Source organism: Pedobacter sp. GW456-11-11-14-TSB4 (assembly GCF_059424425.1).
In genome coordinates, this window is record NZ_JBWKZK010000003.1 from 196,196 (window position 1) to 220,455 (window position 24,260).

Here is a 24,260-nt window from a genome sequence, read left to right on the forward strand (position 1 = left end):
ATTATTGTTCTGCTAAAAGCTTGTTATTGATGAAATCTTCATCATTAAGTGTATTTAAGAAAGCGGTAATTTTTGTTTTTTCGGTTTCGTTTAAAGCAATACCTAGCTTGCTTCCTTTTAGTAATGGATCAAGGTTTTGGGTTGCTACAACCTCCGAATTGTAATGCGTTAAAACGCCATTTAAACTTAAAAATCTACCATCGTGCATATATGGAGCGGTATATCTCAAGTTTCTTAATGATGGAACCTTGAATTTATATTTGTCGGTTTCAACCAATGTACCTGCAAATAAACCTTTATCGTTAACCGGACTAATACCTAAACCATTGTTTCTAAATGAGCCATCGGTAAATAATGGTTCAGTATGGCAAGAGCCGCATTTTTCTTTAAAAATGGTATAGCCTTCTAATTCTTCTGTTGTAAAAGAAAATCCAGGTTCTTTTCTCAATACTTTATCATATTTAGAATTGCTGCTGATACACATGACCATAAATTGAGAAAGTGCTTTCATAAAACGAGCGGTGTTGATTTCTTCTGTACCAAATGCAGCCTTAAACATATTGGTGTATTTAGGCATGGCTCTCAATTTATTGTACACATTTTCTAGGTTTTCGTCCATTTCTTCGTGTGTAGTAATCGGGATAATTGGTTGTAAGTCTAAATCAAAAACACCACCACCCCAATTAAAAGCTTTGCTCCAAGCCAAGTTCATAATAGGAGGTGAGTTACGTGTTCCTAAACGGTCATCAATACCATGACTTACATCATGCCCATGTTGTGTAAAAGCTGAGGATTGAATGTGGCACGAACCACAGGTGATGGTATTGTTGCGAGATAATCTTGGCTCATAAAATAAAGCACGGCCCAATTCAAAGCCTTCTTTAGTTACTTTATTATTGGCAAAGTTGTAAACCGGATCTGGAAAATTAACCGGCTTTTGGAAACCGATAAAGGTTTCAATTTGATCAATAATAGGTTCACTTTTTTTACAGGCAAAAACTATTAATCCCATAAAAAATAAAACCGATAAGTGTTTTTTATTCATGATGATTAGTTTTCAGTATGGTCGTGTTTAAACATTTCTGTAAGGTTTGCTGCAATATTTGTACTGTAATTGCTAAACATTACATTTGGGTGTGCAGCAATGCTGAAGGCATTTTTACCATTAAAAACCTTCATTACATCTACAAAAAGGTGTACGTTACTTTGTCTGTCTTTTCTAACTTTAGCAATACCTGCTGTTGTTAAATCGACCGTAATAGTTTTGATGTTGTTAATGGTAGGCGCACTATAACCTCCAAATCCACCGATGTGGTATTTAAACTGTTTTTTACCAGTTGGATCACCATTTACATCATCAGAAATTACATTGGAGTTACCTTCGTATTTAAAGAAGATGTAGCCGGAATTCCATCCCCAGTACATTCCTCCGCCATCGTGTCCTCCGCCAGCGGCAGGGTCTAAAACTCCTGTTCGCTTCGATAAATCCATCGTACTGCGTAAACTATCAATACCAAGTGTAAAAGTTACTTTGGTATAATCTCCCTCAGGCACTTCTACTTTTGTAAAACGTGTAGTTTTGTCTGCCCCATTAATTAAAAAATAACTTTTTTCTTGTGGTACAGTGTAGGTTTTACCATCGGCTGTTGCCACCTTAATGTTGCTAATAAAATATTGCAACATTGAAATAGAAAATCTTTCTCCAGCCGCATTTGTATATAAACTACCAGTATTATTAATAGACAAAGTTCTTTCGCCAACAATATTGTCGAACTCTATAGAAAAAGGAGCTAGGTTTTCTTCTTTAAATTCTGGTGCAGGATCTTCAGTTTTAGCACATGATGCTAATAATATAATAGTGCAAATAGTGAGGAGTGTTTGTTTTATATTGATTTGTTTCATGATATTTAATTAGGATTACTAAATTTTTTATTGCTGATAAAGTCATTATCAGTTAGTGCATGAAGAAAAGCTTTTATTGCCTCTTTTTCATTTGTTGAGAGTGGTATACCTAGTTGGTTATCGTTTTGGAAAAGTTGATGGTCTATTGTTTCGGAGCTTTTTAATCCTGTATTGTAATGTTCTAAAACATCATCAATAGTTTTTAATCTACCATCGTGCATATATGGGGCAGTTAACATTATGTTTCGCAAGGTGGGTGTTTTAAATTTTCCCACATCTAGCAGATTGTGGGTTATTCTGTATCTGCCTTGGTAAATACCCTCATGCTCATCATTAAATGTTGCATCTAATCCGTTATTGTGATAACCATTATCTGTGAATAGTTCGCCAGCGTGGCATCTTTTACATTTGCTATTGATGAGGTTAAGGCCAGTTGTTTCCAGGTTGCTTAACGTTGCACCATCCTCTTTTCTAATGTATTTATCGTACTTGGAATTGCCAGAAATTAAAGTTCGCTGAAACTGAGACAAGGCTTTTACAACATTGGCCGATTTAATTTCATCATTAAATACAAGCTTGAACTTTTTTACATAATCTGTTACTTGTTTCAACTCATATTCCAGTTCTGTTAAATTTTGGTGCATCTCATCGGCACTGGTTAAAGGTGCAAAGGCTTGCGATTCGAGGTTTGTTACTCCACCATCCCAAAATAAACCATTGTTGGCCCATGCTAAATTGATTAAAGTTGGAGAATGACGGTCGAGCGTTTTACCAGAAACACCAATATTATTTAATGCAATAGCATCGCTAAAAGCAATATTTTGTTTGTGACAAGAACCACATGAAAGTTTATTGTTGCCCGAAAGTCTGGTGTCAAAAAACAGCAACCTGCCTAACTCTATTCCTTCTGTAGTTAATGGATTATCCAAATCATCAGAATATTTTGGGAAATTAGCAGGTACCTCCAATCTTACTGCTTGGGGTGTTTCATCGGTTACCATCACCTCTTCTTTTTTACAAGAAAAGATGATGATTAAAACCAATGTTATAAGGTAAATAAACCGCTTTTTAGCAATTAAACCCATCATTTTTTTAGTTTGCAGATTTAACTGTAAAAACTTTGATTGCGTAATTAGTAGCAACAGATGCCATGATAGTTGCTTTGCTAGCCCCAACAACTGGATTAGCGAAAACATCAACACCATCAATTGCTTTTGCAACATCTGTAGTTAAAACAATGGAAGTTTGTTTGCTAGAACCGATACGTAAAGCAGTTGGAAAATCTATTGTTGTTGTTTTATGGTTTGCATTTAAACCAGTTTCTACCAACATATTTTTAGTGGTAGTACCTTCAGTAATTTTACCACCAATTGAGCTAAAAATATAGCTGGTCATCCACATCCATGAAATATTTGTCATGCCGTTTAACTGTGAAAGTTCGCCAACCTGTAAACTCAAGTTATCGTTGTATCTGCTTTCTACACCAATATTAAACTTGATAGATTTGTAATCGCCTGCCGGAATTCCTTGCAAGTTCACAGTCTCACGCTTGGTAGCTGGGTAGGTAAAAGCGCCTTCTTGTACAGGAACTGCAGCGGTTTCTTCAATTAAATAGTAAGAATTTGGGATTTTAAACTCTTAACCTTTTGCATTTATCAAGGTAACATTGTTAATCCAATATCTAAATTTATTGAAGTTGTAAGTTTTTGTTCCTGCAACAAAATCTTTGTTTAATGCAAAATCTTGAGTTCCGAAAACAGCATCAAAGGTTACAGACGCAGTTCCTTCGGTTTCTGCAACCGCCAATGGTTCTTCGTTTTTATCGCATGATGTAAATAAAACAGTAGCTAATAATATAATAGATAATAATTTTTTCATATAATCACTTACCCTAAAATTTGATAGGTAAGTAGTTGAATTTATAGGTGTTATGATATTGATTGATGATTTTACTCATCTAATCGTTTTAATTTTTGGGATTTAGCATTCGCTAAAAAAGGATGATTATTTCTTGCTGAAAATGTTTGAATAGGCTATTAATAGCTAATCAAAAAGTAGTTATTCCTCCAGATGGATCATAAATGAATTAACACTCCCGATGGAAAATCGGAATTGCAATGACGAAACTTCTTTAAATATCCAGCAGAGCTGAAAACAGAAAAATTTATAGCAAGAAATAATATTTAAGCCGTTTTTGGCGGTTGAAATATAGACACTACTTTACCATATGGTTGTCGTAGCAAGTAAGGAGTTGATGGCAGTTCAAGATAAGTTTCGAAAACTTGGGGAAGTAGATTAGCTTGAGCAGGGGCCAATGTTTCTATCATCCTTTTTAAATTATCTTGCTCTTGTTTGTTTTTCTTCTCCAACTCTTTTAATTTAATATCCAAGAAACATTTACCATCACAATGTAAGTGTGGTTTGTCTTTATTGGTACATAAAACGGTAGAGATGTATTCTTTATTTACAGTATAAGAAGAAAATAACAGCCATTGATTGAAGCTATTGGCAACAATTCCGAGTAATAAAAAAATCGCAATAATTTTTCTAAACGCTGTCATTGCTGCAAATGTAGCTATTGGGTTTAGTTTTTTGTCATTAATTTTACAAAATCTGTGATTAGGTTGACAAAAAAAGGTTGATGCGAAATGCACCAACCTTTTTAATTCTTGTTCTATTACGAACAACTGGATTTTCCTAATATATGCAGTTTTGTCATTCCGAGGAACGAGGAATTTCACGACAAGAGATCCTTCACTGCATTCTGGATGACAAAATGTTTTGCATTTTAGCATTTTAATTTTTCTACAATAAATCTTTAAACCACTTAGATATCAATTATGCCTGCAAATCTTCCATAATTGCTTTTATTTTATCCGCTAATTTTTCTTCAGTAGCTTTAAAATCTTCGGCGGCTGCCAAAGGCGTATTTACACTGCAATAAAATTTAATTTTTGGTTCTGTACCACTTGGGCGGGCAGAAATAATACTGCCATCTTCGGTAATAAATTGCAGCACATCAGATTTAGGGAAACCTAATTCTTTACTCGATCCAGCTTTAATGTCAGTTTCTTTATTTAATTCGTAATCTTTTAAGGTAACTACATCAGAGCCGCCTAATTTTGCAGGTGGATTATTTCTGAATTTTTCCATCATCGCTTTAATTTCCTCAGCGCCAGTTTTACCTTTTTTAGTGATTGATACCAGATCTTCTTTGTACATTCCATAAGTTACATACATATCAATCATCGCTTGATATAAACTGCTGCCTTTATCTTTGTAGAAGGCGGTCATCTCAGCAATAAATGCGCATGAAATTACCGCATCTTTATCACGTACCAAATCGCCAATTAAATAACCATAGCTTTCTTCACCGCCAGCAATAAAAGTTTTTTTACCTTCATTTTGGGTCATCACTTGTCCAATCCACTTAAATCCTGTTAAGGTATTAAAATACTCAACGCCCTTGGCATCGCAAATGGCTTTAATTAAACTTGTAGTAACAATAGTTGATACAACGTATTCATTTCCAGTTAGTTTTTCTTTTTCTTGCCAAGCGGTTAATAAGTAATTGATCAATAAACTTCCAGTTTGGTTACCATTTAGCAATACAAATTCGCCATCATTATTTTTAACCGCAATACCAACTCTGTCAGCATCCGGATCTGTTGCTAAAACTAAGTCGGCATCAATTTCTGCAGCTTTCTTTAAAGCTAGTGTTAAAGCTTCTTTTTCTTCTGGATTAGGGTAAACAACTGTTGGGAAGTTACCATCTGGTTCACTTTGCTCCTCAACTATTTGCACATTGGTAAATCCAAATTGTGCTAAAGCTTGTGGTACTAAAGTAATTCCGGTACCGTGAATAGGAGAGAAAACAATTTTTAAATCGTGCTCGCGAGCAATTGCATCCGGAGAAACCGAAAGTGCTGTAATTTTATCTAAATAAAGTTTATCAATATTTTCGCCAATGCTTTCTACGTTCGCATCAACTCTATCAAACTTCACTTCATCAATACTTTTAATAGCGGCAACTTCATCCATCACCATTTTATCATCTGGAGAAGTAAACTGTCCGCCATCATTGCCATAGGCTTTGTAGCCATTATATTCTTTTGGGTTATGAGAGGCTGTTAACATAACACCGCTTTTGCAGCCTAATTCTCTAATGGCGAAAGATAATTCAGGAGTTGGTCTTAGCGCATTAAAAAAGTAGACTTTTATGCCGTTCGCCGAAAATACATCGGCAGTAATATTTGCGAAAACATCAGAATTATTTCTGCTATCGTGAGCAATTGCTACACTAATTTCTTGACCTTTGTATTTTTTATTTAGGTAATTGGCTAAACCTTGTGTAGCAGTACCGATGGTATATTTGTTGATACGGTTTGAGCCTGCACCCATAATTCCGCGTAATCCGCCAGTACCAAATTCTAAACTTCTATAAAAAGCATCAGTTAATTCTGTAGTTGATTCGTTATTTAATAAAGATTGAATTTCTGATTTAGTTTGTTGGTCGTAATTGCCATTTAACCATGTATTTATGGTATTTAAGGTAGATTGTTCTAATTGCATACAGTATTTGATTGATTTTTTTATACATACTACAAAACAAAATAAAAATTGTTCACGACAATTTACGCTAACGCTATCAGAATTTTATTTTGTCATTTAGGCGAAATTTAGCAGTCTTTTCACTATTTTCACGCCCCGTTACAATATTAAGAAAAAAACGCATTCTAAAAATAAAATGAAGATATTAAAATTTGGTGGTACGTCTGTAGGTAGCCCAGAGCGCATGAAAAAATTGTTGGATATCATCAATCCAGCAGAAGAGCAAATCGTAGTTTTATCAGCTGTGTCTGGTACAACAAATAGTTTGGTAGAAATTTCTTCTAAATTATTGAAGGAACAAAAGCAGGAGGCAACTACATTAATAAAGGCGTTACACCAAAAGTACAATGATTTTGTGATTGAGTTATTGCCAGAAGGCGATTTTAGAGAACAAGGTCAAGAAGTTGTTGATTATCATTTTAATTTTTTACAATCGTTAGCTAACGATATATTCACATCTGTGGAAGATAAAGTGGTTTTGGCGCAAGGTGAATTGTTGTCAACTACTTTATATCATATCTATTTAAAATCGATTGGAGTACCATCTGTGCTTTTGCCGGCTTTAGATTTTATGAAAATTGATGAGGATAATGAGCCAGATATTCCATTTACTACTAAACACCTATCGCCAATTTTAGAACAGTATCAAGGCAATAATTTATTTATTACCCAAGGTTTTATTTGCAGAAACAGCTTTGGCGAAGTTGATAATTTGCGCAGAGGCGGAAGTGATTACACAGCTTCGTTGTTAGGTGCAGCAATTTTAGCAGAAGAGGTTCAAATATGGACTGACATTGATGGAATGCATAATAATGATCCAAGAATTGTAAAAGGTACCAAGCCAATTTCTCATTTGTCATTTGATGAAGCTGCTGAGTTGGCTTATTTTGGTGCAAAAATCTTACATCCACAATCGGTTTTTCCGGCACAGAAATATAAAATCCCTGTTCGTTTGTTAAACACGATGGAGCCAAAAGCTTTGGGAACTGTGATTAGTACCGAAAGCGAAAAAGGTAAAATTAAATCTATTGCTGCTAAAGATGGTATTATTGCTATCAAAATCCAGTCGAGCCGAATGCTTTTGGCTTATGGTTTTTTAAGGAGAATTTTTGAAATTTTCGAAAGATATAAAACGCCAATCGATATGATTACAACTTCTGAAGTTGCTGTATCATTAACTATCGATTTTACTGATAATTTAGAGGAAATAGTAAAAGAATTAAACTCTTTTGGATCTGTAGAAATAGATAAAAATCAATCTATTGTTTGCGTAGTGGGCGATTTTGGTGCAGAAAAACATGGTTATGCAGCTAAAGTTTTAGACTCTATTAAGCATATACCGGTTAGAATGATCTCTTACGGTGGCAGTGCATACAATATTTCTTTATTGGTTAATACAGACGATAAAGTAGAAGCTTTAAGAAGCTTACATAACAGAATATTTGAATAATTATTTTTTCCGAAAGAAGAAATAAAGAAAGATGATAATTAGCGCTAATAGAATGGTAAATCTTATTCTTCGTTCAAATTCTGCACGAGTAATATTGCCTTTTCTGTAGTCGATGTAATTGCCAATATAAACCACGGTTATAAAGACCAAAAAAATTATTAATAGAAATTTCAAGAGTATGTTTTCCGATAAAGATATAGCACATTTTTCTAAATTAGAAACTCCATTTTATTATTACGATTTAAATTTGCTTGAAAGTACGTTAAACGCTTGTAAAAAGGCTGCCGATGCTCATCAGTTTCATGTGCATTATGCGATGAAAGCAAACTTTAATCCGATAGTTTTAAAGAAAATTGAAGCCGTTGGGTTTGGAGCAGATTGTGTAAGTGGTGGCGAGGTAAGCAGAGCGATTGAAGTTGGCTTTAAAAATGATAAAGTTGTTTTTGCGGGCGTAGGTAAATCTGATAAAGAAATTAATGATGCATTAGATAAAGATATATTCTGTTTTAATGTTGAATCAGTTCAAGAACTTTCGGTAATTAATGAGCTTGCAGAGCAAAAACAAAAAATTGCGAAGGTTGCCATTAGAATAAATCCAAATGTTGATGCAAATACGCATGCAAACATCACCACTGGTTTAGATGAAAATAAATTTGGCGTAAACTCTTGGGATATGCAGGCTTGTGCCGATGTATTGAATATCTCTGCAAATTTGGAATTTATAGGGATTCATTTTCATATTGGTTCACAAATTACCAATCTAGATGTTTATAAAAATCTGTGCGTTCGCGTAAACGAATTTGCTGCTTGGTTCGAAGATCATGGTTTTAAAGTTACCATATTAAATGTGGGTGGTGGTTTAGGGATTGATTATCACAATCCAAATCAACAAATACCAAATTTTGAAGCTTACTTTAAAATATTTTCTGATTTTCTGGAAATCAAACCGTATCAAGAAGTTCATTTTGAGTTGGGTAGGGCTTTGGTTGGTCAATGCTCATCGTTGATTAGCAGAGTTTTATATGTTAAAAATGGAAAGAAGAAAAATTTCTTGGTGCTAGATGCAGGGATGACAGAATTGATGAGACCAGCGCTTTATCAAGCATATCATAAAATTGAGAATATTTCTCAAATCTCAAATCTCACTTATAACATCTCAACAAAATACGATGTTGTTGGTCCAATTTGCGAGAGTACCGATTGTTTTGGTAAAGAAGTTGAATTGCCTGAAACCCTAAGAAACGATTTAATCGCGATTAGAAGTACTGGAGCTTACGGAGAGGTTATGGCTTCTCATTATAATCTAAGAGAAACTATTGCTACGGTTTCTAGTGAGGATATATAGCCTAATAGTCGTTTCTAAATAAGCTTTTTGAGATCGAGAAATCTTTTACATAGATACAATTACTATTTTACTTAAAAGATTTCCCGTCGCTGCGCTCTGTCGAAATGACGAATTTCATTTTACTTCTTCCTTGAACCAACAAAAACAATTACACCAGCAATTAAAACGATGCCGCCAACATATGGTGGCCAGTTTACCGATTTTTCTTTATCTGCAGAAACCTGAATAGGACCTGCATCAATTACTTTTTCTTTTTTGGTGTATGTAAAGCCTGTCCAAATTAACAATACAATACCAAGTACAATTAATCCAATACCAAATGATTTGCCCATAATTTTTTGCTTTAATTGATGAACACATGATGAGGTTTAAAAGTTTGAAGAATATTAAAATGAGTAGCCTAAACTAAATTTTGCACTAGCGCCTCTGCTGATGCCAGTTTCAAAAATCCCATAAAACTTACTTATTTTAAAATAAACTGAAGAATTGAAAGCACCACCTTTTGGCTTATCTTCAAAAATGCCTCTATTAAAACTTTCATTTAAACCTGGCGTAAAACCATAAAATAACCTAAATGCATAATGGTTATTTATGTTTTTTTTGGGATGCCAAATAATTTCAGTAGAAATGCCTGTTGTATACAACGTAGTTTTGCCTGAGGTTATAATGTCAGGATCATTTAACTGATAAACTTCTTTTCTAAATTTCGAATAATTTCCATTCTCAAAACTTAATGAATTTTCCCAGCTTAAAATTCTAAATTCTGCATTGCCTGCATTGTCGTAATAGCCAATTGATGATCTTAAACCACCGCCAAAAATTCCTTTGCCAACAAAACCTTCAACTTTATTGTCATTTCCATAAAAATTACTGTCATAACTTGTAGATCCGGCAAAGCCATAAGCGCCATAACCAATATTTATGTTTTTAAAAGTATATCCTCTACTAAAGTTTAAAAAGCCAATATTTACATCTCCTGTGCCATATGGCAAAGATAAACCAGCTATGCTAGCACTAACGTAATTCTTCGATTTAACAGAATCTGATTCCATAGGCTTAGGAAGATAAGAAATGTCATTTCCGGCCAGTGCCGGTACAAAATAAGAAGGGGTAGAACAAGAAGCTAAAAATAAACTAGCTATTGCAAATAGAGAAAGAGCGTAATTGAATTTCATGAAAAGAAAAATTTATTTCTTATTTGTACAAATATATATTGCTAAGGTTAAGATATTATTAATTTTTTCCATTGGCAAATCAGCTTCGGTATCTATAAGCAAAATTTTCATTCGAGCTCTTTTTTCTTTTAGTAAATCTGGATGATCAATTAGTCCACCATCTACAAAACCAATGTACGGTTGTTTGTATTTTTTATGGATCCACAAATAACAAAGCATTTTTCCCTTAAAATAAAAAAATGGAAGTTTGTACTTCCATTCTGCAGTGATATTTTCGTTGTGTTTTAAAATAAGATTTCTTAAAGCTAATAAGCAACCTTGAGTAGGTTCCTCAAATTTTAAGTAAAAGTTGTCTAATTCACTAATCATTACAATTCAATTTCGAAGAAATCGGCCAATCCTCCTAAAAAGTATTCTTCTATGCCTTCTGTAAAATCTTTGTAATCCTCATCAGGTATGTTGGTCTGATTAAATTCTAAAGAGGTTCCTTTTTTGTCTTCATGCAATTTGATGGTAACAATTGAAGGTTCGCCACCCTCGCCAAAATACCATTGCTGAACAATTTTTTTATTAGACTCAAATTCTATGTTTTTGCCTACAATATCACCATCCCAATAAGAGAATTCAGTGCCTGGCTCTTCGGTAAATTCAACTTCGGCACCGGTCCATAATTGTATGCTTTGCGCTTTAGTTAAAGCTAAATAAACTTCATCTGGTGGTGCTGGTAGGGGTAAGTATTTTTTATAGTTCTTCATCAGGATTTATTTAAACGCATTTAAACCAGTTACATCCATACCGGTGATCAACAAATGAACATCATGAGTTCCTTCGTAAGTTACCACAGATTCAAGGTTCATCATGTGTCTCATGATTGAATATTCACCAGTAATGCCCATTCCGCCTAACATTTGACGGGCATTACGAGCAATATCTAATGCAATTTCAACACTGTTACGTTTTGCCATAGAAATTTGTTCTGCGGTTGCTCTGTTTTCGCTTTTTAAAACACCTAAACGCCAAACTAAAAGCTGTCCTTTAGTAATTTCAGTTACCATTTCTGCCAATTTCTTTTGTTGTAATTGAAATCCGCCGATTGGCTTGCCAAATTGAATACGTTCTTTTGAATATCTTAAAGCAGTATCGTAACAATCCATAGCAGCGCCCAAAGCGCCCCAAGCAATACCGTAACGAGCTTGGTTTAAGCAACCCAATGGGCCTTTTAAACCTTTTATGTCAGGGAAAATATTTTCTTTAGGAACTTTCACATTATCAAATACCAGTTCTCCCGTAGCTGATGCTCTTAAACTCCATTTGTTGTGCGTTTCAGGAGTAGAAAATCCTTCCAACCCACGTTCAACAATTAGCCCGCGTATTTTGCCTTCTTCATCTTTTGCCCAAACTACTGCAATATCTGCAAATGGAGCATTCGAAATCCACATTTTGGCACCATTTAACAAATAGTGATCGCCTTTGTCTTTAATGTTGGTTACCATCCCGCCAGGGTTAGATCCATGGTCTGGCTCGGTTAAACCAAAACAGCCCATCATTTCGCCTGTGGCTAATTTTGGTAAATATTTTTTACGTTGTTCTTCGGTTCCGTAAGCGTAAATTGGATACATTACCAAAGAGCCTTGTACAGAAGCGGTAGAGCGAATGCCCGAATCACCACGTTCAATTTCTTGCATAATGATACCGTAGGCGGTATAATCTAATCCTGCGCCACCATATTCAACAGGTATAGTTGGACCAAATGCACCAATTTCTCCTAATCCTTTTATTAAATGTTTAGGAAACTCTGCTCTTTGTGCATAATCTTCTATAATTGGACTAACTTCTTTTTTTACCCAATCTCTTACCGTAGAACGGATTAATAGATGTTCTTCTGATAATAATTCATCTAACTGGTAATAATCTGGGGCTTCGTAAAGGTCTTTTTTAGCTGATTTGTTCATGTTTTACACTATATTTGGTTATGTAAGTGATTGTTCCAAAGTTAATAATTTAGTGTAATCACCAATGAAATTGAGTTAAATTTTAATTTCAAACAAGAAATATCACTTTAAATAATTTAAACCCAATGTTTATACAAACTGTTGCCTTAAAAGATGTGAAATTTAAAGCTTTTCATGGCTTTTATCCAGAAGAACAACTCATAGGAAGTCATTTTTCTGTAGATGTTGAGGTAACATTTGTACCGAATAATGATACGGAGAATTTAAACGTTACCGTAAATTACGAAGACATCAATTTAATTATAATCAATGCGATGCAGCAGACGCAAAAATTATTAGAAACAGTAGTTAAAAATATTATTGATGAGCTAATTTCGAAATATCCTTATATAAAAACAGCTGTAGTTGGTATAAAAAAAATGAACCCGCCTATGCCAGGAGAAATAGGTAGTTCATTTGTTCAATTAAGTTATAAAGCTATTTAAGGTAGCTGTTCAAAACTGATCATTTTTTCTTTTTCCTTTTCGGGTATTGGTGTTGGTTTTTTTGTGGCATAATCAAAAGCAACACAAACGGTTTTTCCTCTACTGCAAATTACTTCTGTGCCAGTTTGCTCTTTAACTATTAAGTATTCTAAGTCGAAACTTGTATTGCCAATTCTTGATGTTTTAACGTAGATGTGGATCTTATCGTTAATAAATATTGGATTGATGTAATCTATAGAAGCGTTACCAATTACAACTCCATTTTTTTGCCAATCCCATTTAATGGCGTGTCCCCAATATTTGGTTCGTCCCATTTCCATGTAGGTAAAATATACAGCATTATTCACGTGTCCCATCATATCGAAATCCGCGAAACGTGTTTCTAAACTGGTTTTATACTTAAAACTGTCTTTATTACTCAAGTTTACTGACTTTTTGTCTGTTGATTTTTCTTTTTTGCGCCAAAATGACTTAAATAACATATTTTATCGGATTGGAATAAGGTTTGAATATGAACAATTATAATTTAAAATAAAAAACGGAGGATATAAAAATGACTTTAGTAAAATTTAACAACAAAACCAGAAATACCGCACCATACTTTAACAACGTTTTTGATTCATTGTTTAGCGATGCATTAAATAAAAATCAAGGTATAAATAAAGTGCCAAACGTGAACATTTATGAGAATGAAAACGAGTATAAAATTGAGTTGGCGGCACCTGGGTTAAGTAAAGAAGATTTTAAAATTGATTTAAAGAAAGATAACCTTTCTGTTTGGGCTGAGAAAAAGATTGATGCAAATGTTCAAAAAGATTACAGCAGAAAAGAGTTCGAATACTCATCTTTTGCTAGATCATTTATTTTACCAGAAGGTGTTGATGCAGAAAAAATTAGTGCTGAGTACGTTAATGGGATCTTAAATATCACCATTGGTAAACAAGATGAAGCAAAAAATACGCATAAAGAAATTGTAGTTTCATAACAATGATTAATTTAGTTTAAGTTTAAGGTTGAAAGGGCGATATCGAAGGTGTCGCCTTTTCTTTTAATATAGTTCATTGGTATCATTTGTTCACTTGGCTGGATGAGTAAACCAATCAACCAATGAGACTAATGAACCTATGATTAATAACCAAATGATGTAAATGAACAATTGAACTAATGAACCAATTTGTTACTTTTGCACCATGGAAAGAGAAATTCTTGATACCAAGCGTAAGGCGCTAAAGATAAATTTGAACGAAAAAATTTATGGCACATTTGCCGAAATTGGAGCTGGACAAGAAGTAGCACGTAATTTTTTTACAGCTGGAGCAGCCGCTGGTACCGTTGCTAAAACCATGTCGGCCTATGATATGACTTTTAGTGATGCCATTTATGGAGCGGAAGCTTCGGGCAGATACGTTAGTCAAAACCGATTGTTAAGGATGCTTGAGCATGAATTTAGTTTACTTAATGAACGTTTACAGGGAGAGAAATACGATCATCGTACCTTTTTCGCCTTTGCAAATACAGTTACAACTTTAAATTTTAAACGTACAAATGAGCCTCATGGTTGGGTTGGTATATGCTTTAAAACAGAACCTGGAGGTTTACCAAATGAAATATTTTTTCATGTAAGGTTGTTTGATACCGATGTAAACATGCAACAGCGTGTTTTGGGTATTATTGGCGTAAATTTAGTGTACGCTGCTTTTTATCATTATCATGAACCAAAGGTGATGATAGAATCATTGGTTGATAATTTAACTGTAGGCTCTGTTGAAATTGACTTGATATCGGTTAAAGGCCCAGCTTTTGAAGGAGTGAATAATATGTTGCTTAATCTTTATTTAATTATGAAAGATTTTTCTGCAGCCGCAATTTTTGATGAAGATAGTCACCCTAGACAGGCAAAAGACCTCCTTTACAAAAAAGATATTATGATTTTGAGAACCAAATATGGTCAGAAATCATTGCCCAACTTTAATTTATTTAACAAAGCAACCGATCAATTTAAGCGCACCAACCAAGTTCAAGATGGTAATTTAGCGGTTATGATTGAAGTGCTGTTGACTAATGTGTTAACTAACGATCAAGAAACTCCAGATGATATTGATTTAGAAGCAGTTGCTTTGAGGGCTGAAGAAATGTGCGCTACGGGCAACTTGGTTATCGTTTCTAACTTTACTCGCCACAATAGATTAGCAAAATATTTAAGCAGATGCAAGCCTAAAAGTGTTGGTATTTCTACAAACATCAACAACTTGAAATTCGTATTCAATTCTAAAAATTTTGGAGAAAATTATACAAGTCAGCTTTTGGCTTATGTAAGTGATATGTTTACCCAAAACGTAAAACTTTTTGCTTATCCGTTTTTAGATAAAAAAACTAATACTGTGGTTTCTACTTCAAATATGCCAGTTACCGATGATGCGAAACCATTGTTCGATTTTTTATTGCTTAATGGTTACATCACTGATATAAAAGACTACAGTGAAGATGATGTAAAAACTGCTTAATGGATAAGAAGAAATTAGAAGCAGAAAAAAGCAGTTTACATCCTCGAAACAAGCATAAAGCTAGGTATGATTTTGAGGCTTTAACTGAAAGTTTAAATGAACTGAAAGATTTTGTATTTGTAAATAAATATGGTAATGAATCTATTGATTTTGCAAACCCTGATGCAGTAAAAACTTTAAATAAGGCACTTCTTAAACATTTCTATCAAATTGATTTTTGGGATATTCCAACAGGATATTTATGTCCACCAATTCCAGGTAGGGCAGATTATATTCATTATGCAGCAGATTTACTAGCTTCTTGTAATGCTCAAAATATCCCGAAAGGGAAAAAAATTAGCGTTTTAGATGTTGGTGTTGGCGCCAATTGTGTTTATCCAATTATCGGTAATAGAGAATACGGTTGGCAGTTTGTAGGTTCAGAAATTGATAGCGTAGCTGTACAATCAGCAAAAAATATTATTGAGGTAAATCCAGCATTAAAGAATAATGTTGAGATAAGGTTGCAACCATCAAAATCTGCAGTTTTCAATAACATCATCCATAAGCAAGAAAAGTTTGATTTAACAATTTGCAATCCTCCATTTCACGCATCTGCAGAAGAAGCAAATGCTGGTTCGCAAAGAAAAAATAGAAACTTAGGTCATAAAAATTACACTAATCCGATATTAAATTTTGGTGGTAAAAACACCGAATTATGGACTAAAGGTGGTGAGGTAGCTTTCATAGGGCAGTTAATAACAGAAAGTAAACTATTTAAAAATCAGTGTTTTTGGTTTACGAGTTTATTATCTAAAAGTGAAAACTTAGGTAGTATTTATGCTATGCTCAATAGGGCAGAAGTAGCAGAAATTAGAACAAGTGAAATGAGTACAGGTAATAAAATTACACGTATTGTGGCTTGGACTTTCTTAAATGCAACGCAGCAAGAAGATTGGGTTAAGGGTTGGTAGTTAAATTTTTGGTTATTCATGTAGCTAAGTAGACCTGAGCGTTATGTAAAAAAATAGCGATAGTTGTAGGATTGCTTCGTTCCTCGGAATGACGGTTTATATTTATTAAATCATTTTTTTTATATTGCATTATGAAACTAAAACGATTTATCTATCTCTTATTGATGTTTCCGATGCTATCGCAAGCTCAGTCTTCAGGAAATCCTATTTTCCCGGGCTGGTATGCAGATCCAGAAGCTCAAATTTTTGGTAAAACTTATTGGGTTTATCCAACTTATTCTGCCAAATACAAAGAGCAAGTTTTTATGGATGCTTTTTCTTCCAAAGATTTAATTACTTGGAAAAAGCATGAAAGAATTATCGATACAGCATCAATAAAATGGGCTAACAAAGCGATGTGGGCTCCATCAATAACTGAAAAAGATGGCAAATATTATTTATTTTTTGGTGCAAATGATATACAAAGCGATAATGAAGTTGGTGGTATTGGGGTAGCAGTTGCAGATAAACCTCAAGGCCCGTTTAAAGATCATTTGGGTAAGCCGTTAATCGATAAATTTTACAATAAGGCACAGCCGATAGATCAGTTTGTTTTTAAAGATAAAGACGGACAGTTTTATTTAATTTATGGTGGATGGTCTCATTGTAACATCGCAAAGCTGAACAATGATTTTACAGGTTTTGTGCCATTTGAAGATGGATCAACCTTTAAAGAAATTACGCCAGAAGGATATGTGGAAGGTTCTTTTATGTTTATGAAAGATGGAAAATATTACTTTATGTGGAGCGAAGGTGGTTGGACTGGTCCGAATTATTCGGTTGCTTATGCCATTGCTGATTCGCCATTAGGTCCGTTTAAAAGAATAGGAAAAATTCTAAAGCAAGATCCGGCTGTTGCAACAGGAGCGGGACATCACTCTGTGATACACGATAAAAAGAAAGATTTATGGTATATTGTATATCACAGAAGACCATTGGGCGAGAAAGATGGGAATCATCGAGTAACTTGTATAGATATGATGACTTTTGACAAAGATGGTTTGATAAATCCTGTTAAGATTACGAATGAAGGGGTGAAGAAAAACAAATTATAGCTTGATATATACCAAGGGAAAGGGAAGATGCATTAATTTATATTTTCCCTTTTTCGTTTAAATAAATATCCTTTACAACAATTTCCATCTTTCTTTCTGGTGCAGCTAAAGCCTTAAAACCAAATTGTTTGTATAAACCATGTGCATCTAATGTTGCAAGATAATAAGTTCTTAATCCTTGCAAATCTGGATGAAATAGCATCAACGACATCAGTTTTTTAGATAAGCCCAATCCTCTAAAATCATTTTCTACATATACATCGCATAGGTATGCAAAAGTCGCTTTGTCTGTTACCCAACGGGCAAAACCTGCTTGCTTACCATCCTTATAAATCCCAAAGCAAAGCGAATTGGCAATTGATTTTTGTACGAGTGCTAACGGAATTCCCTTCGCCCAGTAGGATTGTGTACTTAAATAATGATGTACAGCTTTAACATCGACTAAATTAACATCATCAGAAAAAATAAAACCGTTATCCTTTATTTCCATATTTAAGTTCATTGGTTCATTAGTATCATTCGTCCATTAATGTATTTTCCTTGCGTAATGAACCAATGGCTAATGAACTAATCTAATTTCTCATATTTATAAACTGCAATGGCTGCCCAAAATCTTCGCCTCTGCACAATGAAATTACTTTTTGCAAGTCATCAATATTTTTACTTGTAACGCGAACCTGATCATCCATCATTGAAGCTTGAACTTTTATTTTGCTATCTTTAATTTTAGCAACAATTTTCTTAGCGGCCTCTTTATCAATACCTTCCTTAATATTGATCTCTTTTCTGATCATATTTCCAGAAGCGGCATGTTCTTTTCCGAAATCCAAACTTTTTGGGTCTAAATTTTGTTTCATCATACGAGAAATAATTGAATCGGTAATGGCTTTTAAACGCATATCATCTTCAGTTACAACGGTTATAGAATTTGTCTTTTTATCCAATTCTATTGTGCTTTTAGAGCCATTAAAATCGAAACGATTTAAAATTTCTTTTTTTGCATTGTTGATGGCATTATCTAAAGTTTGAGCATCTACTTTGCTTACAATATCGAAAGATGGCATGATTTTAAATTAAATGATTAAAAATTAATAGATTTAGTAAAATATAATTACCCCTACAAAAAACGCTAAAATAATTATGAAAACCAATAAAAGTAAAGTAACAAACAAAACCACTAAAAAAGCGGTTAAAAAACAAATAGAACAAAGTTTAACCGATAAGTTTTTAGAAGCAGTAAAAGGTTTAGGCCATAACGCCGAATTAATTGCTGAAGATATTGCTAAAATGAGTAAGGCAGCTGCTAAAAAACTTTCTAAAAAGTTTCAAGAGGTTAAATCTGTGGTAGAAGATAAAATTGAAGATGTAACTTCATCAACTAAAAAAGAGGCACCTAAAAAGTTAAAATTGGCTAAAAAAGATGCTTCTAAATTGATGAAAAAGGTTGATAAATCAGTAACTAAAGTGGTAAAAAAAGCAGTTAAAAAAGCCAAGCCGGTTGCTACAAGTGTTAAAGTTGAGCCTGTTAAAGCACCTGCAACACCTGTAAAAAAATCGCCAGTTAAAAAGGCTGTTACCGCTACTAAAGCCACAGCTGCTAAAGCAGATAAAGCTGTTTCAGCTAGTGCAGCTACAGCAAAAAAGTCGGTAGTTAAGGCAGTAACAAATAATCCTGTTAAAAAAGTCGCTAATAAGGGAATTCCTGCTAAAGCCAATACAACAGTTAAAGCAGAAACTAAAAAGTAAATCGTTAATTTTTGATGAATTAGCTTTAATTTAACACTAAATTAACTTTAAAATTTGCAGATTTGAAAATCCTCCAACTGGAGGATTTTTTTGATTATACATGCCAAAGAAAAAACTCCCATTCTTAAACAGAGAATTAAGTTGGCTTTATTTTAATGAACGTGTTTTGCAGGAAGCTGCAGATGAAACCGTCCCATTAATAGAGCGAATAAAGTTTTTATCAATTTTTTCATCAAACTTAGAAGAGTTTTATAGGGTAAGGGTAGCCACTTTAAGTAGGCTGGTTAACCTAAATGATAAAACAAAAGAGCTACTCGGTTTTAACGCCAAAAAGGTTTTAAACGAAATTAAAAATGTTGTTGTAAAGCATGAGCGTAAGTTCGAAAGTCTTTTTCAAGATATTTTTATAAACGGTTTAGCTAAAAACAAAATATTTATTTTAAATGATACTCAGCTTAACGTTGCTCGTGGAGGCTTTGTAAGAGAACATTTTAGAGATAAAATTTTGTCTAACCTTGTTCCAATTCTTATCGATTTAGATAAGCCTTTTCCAGAGTTAAAAGATAGGCGTCTATATTTCTTTGTTCGCTTATCCAAAAAGGGCAATAAAAAAAGTGAAAAATTTGCTTTGGTAGAATTGCCTGTTCTTTTACCTAGGTTTTTGGTATTGCCAGAAACAAATGAGCTTAAGTTTATCATTTTAGCAGAAGACATAATCAAATATTGCTTAGACGATATTTTTTACGTTTTTAATTACGATCAGATCGAAGCCTTTTCTATTCAATTAACCAGAGATGCAGAACTAGATATTGATAAAAATGTTAGTGATAAATTTATTGAGGAACTTAAAACCAGTTTAGACAAGCGTAAAAAAGGTAAACCAATGCGTTTATTGTATGATACCGCTATGCCTTTTGAAATGTTGGGCGTTTTGGTTACCAAACTCAAAATAGAAGCTGAGGGTTTAATTCCTGGTAATAGATACCATCGTTTTGGTGATTTTATTGCTTTTCCTAATGTGGGTAGTAAAGATTTAGAATATCCACCAAGTGTGCCTTTAAAGGTAAAGGGTTTACACAGAACTGAAAGTATTTTTAATAAACTGGCAGAAAAAGATTACTTGGTTAATTTACCTTATCAATCTTACGATTACATTATTTTATTTTTACGTGAGGCAGCCATCGATCCAAAAGTTGTAGAAATAAATATAACGCTTTACCGTTTGGCAGAAAATTCGAAAGTGGTGAATGCACTCATCAACGCTGTTAAAAACGGTAAAAAAGTAAATTGTGTGGTAGAGTTAAAAGCTAGGTTTGATGAGCAAGCAAATATCTTTTGGACAAACAGGCTAATGGAAGAAGGGGTGAACGTAAATTATGGCTTAACTGATTACAAAGTTCACTCTAAAATTTGTTTAGTTAAACGCATAGAAAAGCGAAAGGCAGTTTATTACGCTAACCTAGCTACAGGTAATTTTAACGAAAAAACAGCCAGAATTTATTGCGACCATAGTATTTTCACCGCTAAAAAAGAAATCACAGCAGATTTATTAAAACTCTTTAATGCACTTAACAAAAGAACAGTGGTTAAGGGTTTTAAGCATTTAATTGTATCGCCACTTGAGTCTAGAAACAAAATATACGGACTAATAGAGCGGGAAATAAAAATTGCAAAAAGTGGTAAACCTGCTTACATGATTTTAAAGGTAAATAGCTTGGCTGATGAAGGTATTGTAGAGAAATTGTATGATGCGAGCAATGCTGGGGTAAAAATCAAATTAATTGTTAGAGGGATTTGCTGTTTGGTTCCTGGCGTTGTTGGTTTTAGTGAGAATATAACCGTGATCAGTATTATCGATAAATTTTTAGAGCATGCCAGGGTTTTTATATTTGGAAATAATGGCAAAGAAGAAATGTTTCTTTCATCTGCAGATTTAATGAGCCGAAATTTTGAGCACAGGGTGGAGGTTGGATTTCCTGTTTTAGATGATGAAGTTAGACAAGAAATTAAGGATATTATTGATTTTCAGCTGCAAGACAATGTTAAGGCAAGAGATATCAATCATTTAAACAACAATAAATACCATAGAAACAGATTAAGCACTAAAGTTAGGGCACAAATTCAAACGTATAACTATTTAAAAAACAAACATCAATAAGGATGAGATATGCCGCTATAGACGTAGGCTCTAACGCTGTTCGCTTGCTAATTGCCGATATTACCCATAACGATAAGGGCTATGGATTTAAAAAAAATACCCTGGTTCGCGTGCCGCTAAGATTGGGCGATGATGCTTTCTTGGATCATAAAATATCTCCAAAAAAGGTTGAAGATTTGGTTAAAACCATGACTGCCTTTAAAAATTTGATGGATGTTTATCAGGTTACACATTATTTAGCTTGCGCTACATCCGCTATGCGTGAGGCTGAAAATGGAAAAGACATAATTAAAAAGCTAAAAAAGCTGGCTAATATCGATTTAGAAATAATTGAAGGTCAGCGAGAAGCAAATATCATTTACTCCAACCATATCGAACAAAATTTAGATGCCAACAAAAGTTATTTGTACATTGATGTAGGTGGCGGTAGTACCGAACTTTCTGTATTTGTAAACAAGCAGCCATTAGCTTCCAAATCTTTTAATATCGGTACCATCCGGATTTTAGATAACCAAGATAAAGATGAAACTTGGGATGAAATGAGAGAATGGGTTAAAACTTATACCAAAGATTTAAAACATTTAGCAGGTATCGGAACTGGCGGAAATATCAATAAGTTATTCCGTATGTCTGGCGAAAAGGAAGATATGCCTTTAAATTTTGCAAAGCTTAACGCAATGTACAATGAGTTAAATTCTTACTCGCTAAAAGAGCGTATTACCTTGATGAAATTGAACCAAGATAGGGCAGATGTAATTATACCGGCTTGCGAAATTTATTTAACCTTGATGAAATGGGCAGGTATTAAACAAATTTATGTGCCTAAAGTTGGTATGGTTGATGGGATTATCAATTTATTGATTGAAGAGAATTTGGTAGTATAGTTTCGTCATTCCCGTGAAAACGGGAATCTTAAAGCGAAACATGAACAGCATTTTTATAGCATTACGATTGCCAGTCAAGCTGGCAATGACGCTAAAAAACTATACAACAATCGTTCTAAAAGTCAAGTTGATCCTAGGTTTGTTTATCAACTTTGTTGGAGGTAAACGATGCAGCCAATGGGTTTGGGTTTCATCTTTCATTACCAATAAGCTACCATTTTCTAATAGTAGAGAAATTGTTTGTTTGCTTTGCTTGTGTTTAAAAGCAAATTTCCGCTCTGCGCCAAAACTTAAAGAGGCAATTGCACCGTTTTTCTTCAAGTCCTTTTCTCCATCGCTGTGCCAAGCCATACCTTCATCACCACTATGGTAGAGGTTTAGTAAACAAGAGTTATAGTTCTCGCCAGAATTTTTTTCTGCTAATGATTTTAACTCTAATAATTCCTTATTCCATGGCAAGGCACTTTTTGTGATATTTGAGTAGGTATATTCAAAAGGTTGATCGCCATACCAAGCAACTTTGCGTTTGGTAGTAATGTGTTTTCCAAAAATAACTGCTTCATCATTTTTCCACTCAATATTATTCATCAAGCAATCATAATAACAATTCGCTTGTTGCTGTGGCATTAGCTTTCCATAGTAATTCACCGTTCCATCAAATGGGAGTAGATTGATACTTTGAGGAGGTGAGGAGTTGAATAGGTCCATGATCTAGCTCATCAACTCATTTGCAGGTAAAACATATATTGTTTTGCCTGCTTTATTAAACGTCTCCTTTTGATTAAAACTTATGATTTTACCAGTTTGCATATCAAAAAAATCCATTGCTTCCATTAACCCGTTCATTTCTCTTTCCATATTCTGCGTGTTTAACTCATAACATACTTGAATTAATTCTACCGCTTTTCCTTTTTCTACTACAACAAAATCACATTCTTTTTTTTCCTGAAAATAATATATTTCCTTATATTTTTGTCTTAAATATAGATATACTGCATTTTCTAAACGTCTTCCGTTTTCATCAGAAAAGATTATAGAGTTTTGACTAAAGAATCCTAAATCAATAGCATATACTTTTTTAGGGTTTCTTATTTGTTTTTTTAAAGAGTAACTAAACTTAGGTAAAAATTGAATGATGTAAGCATTTTCTAGATAGGAGAAAAATTCTAATATTGTTGAGGTAGATTTTATATCAAACAATTCTTTTAAATTATTTCCTGAAACTAATTTACCAATATTAGAAATAAGGTATGTTGCTAATTTTTTTAATGTTAATACATCTCTTACACCGTATCTCACAGCAATATCTCTATTCAAAATATCTTCTAAAAGCTGATTAAGAATTATTCCATTATCTGTTTTCAGGAATTCAGGAAATCCTCCCTTTTGTAAATATTCTTGTAATGAATTTGAAGAGTTTTCTAATTGTTTAAACGATAAAAATTCTTGATAAGAAAATGGAAATAATTCAGTTGATAAATGTCGTCCAGTTAACTTTGTTCCTAATTCTTTACTTAAGAGTGTCGCATTTGAACCTGTTATAACCACCTTATAATCTTCATCAAGCATTTGCCTCACAAATAACTCCCAATTTTCTACTAGCTGTATTTCATCAAAAAATAAGATTTTTACCTTTCTTCTTTTTATTTCAGCTATTAATCTTGTAAAGTCATCATTTTCAAATCCTACTAACCGTGTGTCTTCAAAATTTATAAAAAGAGCATCGTTTTTTTCTTCTTTCAATAATTGTAGAAGAAGCGTACTTTTCCCGCATCTTCTAATTCCAGTAATGATTAAAGCAAAATTTTCAGTAATTTTTAAGTCAAGTAGTTTATACCTTTGTAAACCCGAATTTTTATTTACAAAAGTTTCATTTTGGGAATCTAAAACGTTGGCTATTTGAGCTTCTAACAACATGAAGGTTATCTTTCATTACAAATATAAGATATTGTTTGTTACCAAACAACAATATTGTATGTTAGTAATGGATGATATCGAAAA

The 24,260-nt window shown here is 33.6% G+C and carries 25 protein-coding genes and 1 pseudogene; 10 read left to right on the forward strand and 16 right to left on the reverse strand.

Annotation, left to right across the window (positions count from 1 at the left end):
* Position 1: 1 nt before the first annotated feature.
* The 6 genes and pseudogenes from AC07XU_RS12545 to AC07XU_RS12570 all read right to left on the reverse strand — a co-directional run bounded on the left by AC07XU_RS12545 (position 2) and on the right by AC07XU_RS12570 (position 6,474).
* Complete coding sequence (locus tag AC07XU_RS12545; RefSeq protein ID WP_494943973.1) at positions 2-1,045, reverse strand: cytochrome-c peroxidase; 1,044 nt, start codon at positions 1,043-1,045, stop codon at positions 2-4.
* 5 nt (positions 1,046-1,050) lie between these two features.
* Positions 1,051-1,902: an MbnP family protein gene (locus AC07XU_RS12550; RefSeq protein ID WP_494943974.1), complete on the reverse strand. Its 852-nt coding sequence runs from the start codon at positions 1,900-1,902 to the stop codon at positions 1,051-1,053.
* A 5-nt stretch (positions 1,903-1,907) separates the two neighbouring features.
* Entirely contained in the window at positions 1,908-2,990 is a 1,083-nt protein-coding gene (locus AC07XU_RS12555) for a cytochrome-c peroxidase (RefSeq protein WP_494943975.1), read from the reverse strand.
* 4 nt (positions 2,991-2,994) lie between these two features.
* Positions 2,995-3,780: pseudogene (locus AC07XU_RS12560) on the reverse strand (MbnP family protein).
* A 305-nt stretch (positions 3,781-4,085) separates the two neighbouring features.
* Positions 4,086-4,463 carry a hypothetical protein gene (locus AC07XU_RS12565; RefSeq protein ID WP_494943976.1) on the reverse strand — a complete coding sequence of 126 codons (378 nt, stop codon included), beginning with the start codon at positions 4,461-4,463 and terminating at the stop codon, positions 4,086-4,088.
* A 277-nt stretch (positions 4,464-4,740) separates the two neighbouring features.
* Complete coding sequence (locus tag AC07XU_RS12570; RefSeq protein WP_494943977.1) at positions 4,741-6,474, reverse strand: phospho-sugar mutase; 1,734 nt, start codon at positions 6,472-6,474, stop codon at positions 4,741-4,743.
* Between the two features lie 175 nt (positions 6,475-6,649).
* Between AC07XU_RS12570 and AC07XU_RS12575 the strand changes: the two genes are divergently transcribed.
* Together AC07XU_RS12575 and lysA are read left to right on the forward strand one after the other, a co-directional pair.
* Entirely contained in the window at positions 6,650-7,963 is a 1,314-nt protein-coding gene (locus AC07XU_RS12575; RefSeq protein WP_494943978.1) for an aspartate kinase, read from the forward strand.
* 178 nt (positions 7,964-8,141) lie between these two features.
* Positions 8,142-9,308, forward strand: coding sequence for a diaminopimelate decarboxylase (gene lysA / locus AC07XU_RS12580; RefSeq protein ID WP_494943979.1), 1,167 nt, complete (start codon positions 8,142-8,144; stop codon positions 9,306-9,308).
* Between the two features lie 119 nt (positions 9,309-9,427).
* On the opposite strand, the gene AC07XU_RS12585 is transcribed toward lysA, so the two are convergent.
* Genes AC07XU_RS12585 through AC07XU_RS12605 form a run of 5 tightly spaced genes read right to left on the reverse strand, consistent with a single transcriptional unit; the run spans position 9,428 to position 12,435 of the window.
* Positions 9,428-9,640, reverse strand: a complete 213-nt coding sequence (locus AC07XU_RS12585) for a hypothetical protein (protein ID WP_494943980.1) — start codon at positions 9,638-9,640, stop codon at positions 9,428-9,430.
* Positions 9,641-9,694: 54 nt separating this feature from the next.
* Entirely contained in the window at positions 9,695-10,483 is a 789-nt protein-coding gene (locus AC07XU_RS12590; RefSeq protein WP_494943981.1) for a hypothetical protein, read from the reverse strand.
* 12 nt (positions 10,484-10,495) lie between these two features.
* Positions 10,496-10,852, reverse strand: a complete 357-nt coding sequence (locus tag AC07XU_RS12595; protein WP_494943982.1) for a DUF1801 domain-containing protein — start codon at positions 10,850-10,852, stop codon at positions 10,496-10,498.
* Positions 10,852-11,238, reverse strand: a complete 387-nt coding sequence (locus AC07XU_RS12600) for an SRPBCC domain-containing protein (protein ID WP_494943983.1) — start codon at positions 11,236-11,238, stop codon at positions 10,852-10,854. Before AC07XU_RS12600 ends, AC07XU_RS12595 begins: the two co-directional genes overlap by 1 nt.
* 6 nt (positions 11,239-11,244) lie before the next feature.
* The gene (locus AC07XU_RS12605) at positions 11,245-12,435 is read right to left on the reverse strand and encodes an acyl-CoA dehydrogenase family protein (protein WP_494943984.1); all 1,191 of its coding nucleotides are present in this window, start codon (positions 12,433-12,435) and stop codon (positions 11,245-11,247) included.
* Between the two features lie 125 nt (positions 12,436-12,560).
* Here AC07XU_RS12605 and AC07XU_RS12610 point away from each other — a divergent pair, with 125 nt between their 5' ends.
* On the forward strand, positions 12,561-12,920 hold the full coding sequence (locus tag AC07XU_RS12610) for a dihydroneopterin aldolase (protein ID WP_494943985.1): 360 nt from the start codon (positions 12,561-12,563) through the stop codon (positions 12,918-12,920).
* On the opposite strand, the gene AC07XU_RS12615 is transcribed toward AC07XU_RS12610, so the two are convergent.
* Positions 12,917-13,402, reverse strand: a complete 486-nt coding sequence (locus AC07XU_RS12615) for an acyl-CoA thioesterase (RefSeq protein ID WP_494943986.1) — start codon at positions 13,400-13,402, stop codon at positions 12,917-12,919. The genes AC07XU_RS12610 and AC07XU_RS12615 overlap by 4 nt on opposite strands.
* A 71-nt stretch (positions 13,403-13,473) precedes the next feature.
* Here AC07XU_RS12615 and AC07XU_RS12620 point away from each other — a divergent pair, with 71 nt between their 5' ends.
* From AC07XU_RS12620 to AC07XU_RS12635, 4 genes are all read left to right on the forward strand, one after another.
* Positions 13,474-13,905 (forward strand): Hsp20/alpha crystallin family protein, encoded by a 432-nt coding sequence (locus AC07XU_RS12620; protein ID WP_494943987.1) that lies wholly within the window; start codon positions 13,474-13,476, stop codon positions 13,903-13,905.
* Positions 13,906-14,110: 205 nt separating this feature from the next.
* The gene (locus AC07XU_RS12625; protein ID WP_494943988.1) at positions 14,111-15,424 is read left to right on the forward strand and encodes a nicotinamide mononucleotide adenylyltransferase; all 1,314 of its coding nucleotides are present in this window, start codon (positions 14,111-14,113) and stop codon (positions 15,422-15,424) included.
* Positions 15,424-16,377 (forward strand): 23S rRNA (adenine(1618)-N(6))-methyltransferase RlmF, encoded by a 954-nt coding sequence (gene rlmF, locus AC07XU_RS12630; protein ID WP_494943989.1) that lies wholly within the window; start codon positions 15,424-15,426, stop codon positions 16,375-16,377. Before AC07XU_RS12625 ends, rlmF begins: the two co-directional genes overlap by 1 nt.
* 131 nt (positions 16,378-16,508) lie before the next feature.
* Entirely contained in the window at positions 16,509-17,471 is a 963-nt protein-coding gene (locus AC07XU_RS12635; protein WP_494943990.1) for a glycoside hydrolase family 43 protein, read from the forward strand.
* 37 nt (positions 17,472-17,508) lie between these two features.
* Here the strand turns inward: AC07XU_RS12635 and AC07XU_RS12640 are convergent, their stop codons facing one another.
* Both AC07XU_RS12640 and AC07XU_RS12645 read right to left on the reverse strand, forming a co-directional pair.
* Entirely contained in the window at positions 17,509-17,961 is a 453-nt protein-coding gene (locus tag AC07XU_RS12640) for a GNAT family N-acetyltransferase (RefSeq protein WP_494943991.1), read from the reverse strand.
* 82 nt (positions 17,962-18,043) lie between these two features.
* Positions 18,044-18,535 carry a YajQ family cyclic di-GMP-binding protein gene (locus AC07XU_RS12645; RefSeq protein WP_494943992.1) on the reverse strand — a complete coding sequence of 164 codons (492 nt, stop codon included), beginning with the start codon at positions 18,533-18,535 and terminating at the stop codon, positions 18,044-18,046.
* A gap of 76 nt (positions 18,536-18,611) precedes the next feature.
* Here AC07XU_RS12645 and AC07XU_RS12650 point away from each other — a divergent pair, with 76 nt between their 5' ends.
* From AC07XU_RS12650 to AC07XU_RS12660, 3 genes are all read left to right on the forward strand, one after another.
* Positions 18,612-19,217, forward strand: a complete 606-nt coding sequence (locus AC07XU_RS12650) for a hypothetical protein (protein ID WP_494943993.1) — start codon at positions 18,612-18,614, stop codon at positions 19,215-19,217.
* A 100-nt stretch (positions 19,218-19,317) separates the two neighbouring features.
* On the forward strand, positions 19,318-21,375 hold the full coding sequence (gene ppk1 / locus AC07XU_RS12655) for a polyphosphate kinase 1 (RefSeq protein ID WP_494943994.1): 2,058 nt from the start codon (positions 19,318-19,320) through the stop codon (positions 21,373-21,375).
* Positions 21,376-21,377: 2 nt separating this feature from the next.
* Positions 21,378-22,259: a Ppx/GppA phosphatase family protein gene (locus AC07XU_RS12660; protein ID WP_494943995.1), complete on the forward strand. Its 882-nt coding sequence runs from the start codon at positions 21,378-21,380 to the stop codon at positions 22,257-22,259.
* A gap of 99 nt (positions 22,260-22,358) precedes the next feature.
* Here the strand turns inward: AC07XU_RS12660 and AC07XU_RS12665 are convergent, their stop codons facing one another.
* Both AC07XU_RS12665 and AC07XU_RS12670 read right to left on the reverse strand, forming a co-directional pair.
* A complete protein-coding gene (locus tag AC07XU_RS12665; RefSeq protein ID WP_494943996.1) occupies positions 22,359-22,967 on the reverse strand; it encodes an alpha-ketoglutarate-dependent dioxygenase AlkB family protein in 609 nt (202 codons plus the stop codon).
* A gap of 3 nt (positions 22,968-22,970) precedes the next feature.
* On the reverse strand, positions 22,971-24,176 hold the full coding sequence (locus AC07XU_RS12670) for an ATP-binding protein (RefSeq protein WP_494943997.1): 1,206 nt from the start codon (positions 24,174-24,176) through the stop codon (positions 22,971-22,973).
* Between the last annotated feature and the right edge of the window lie 84 nt (positions 24,177-24,260).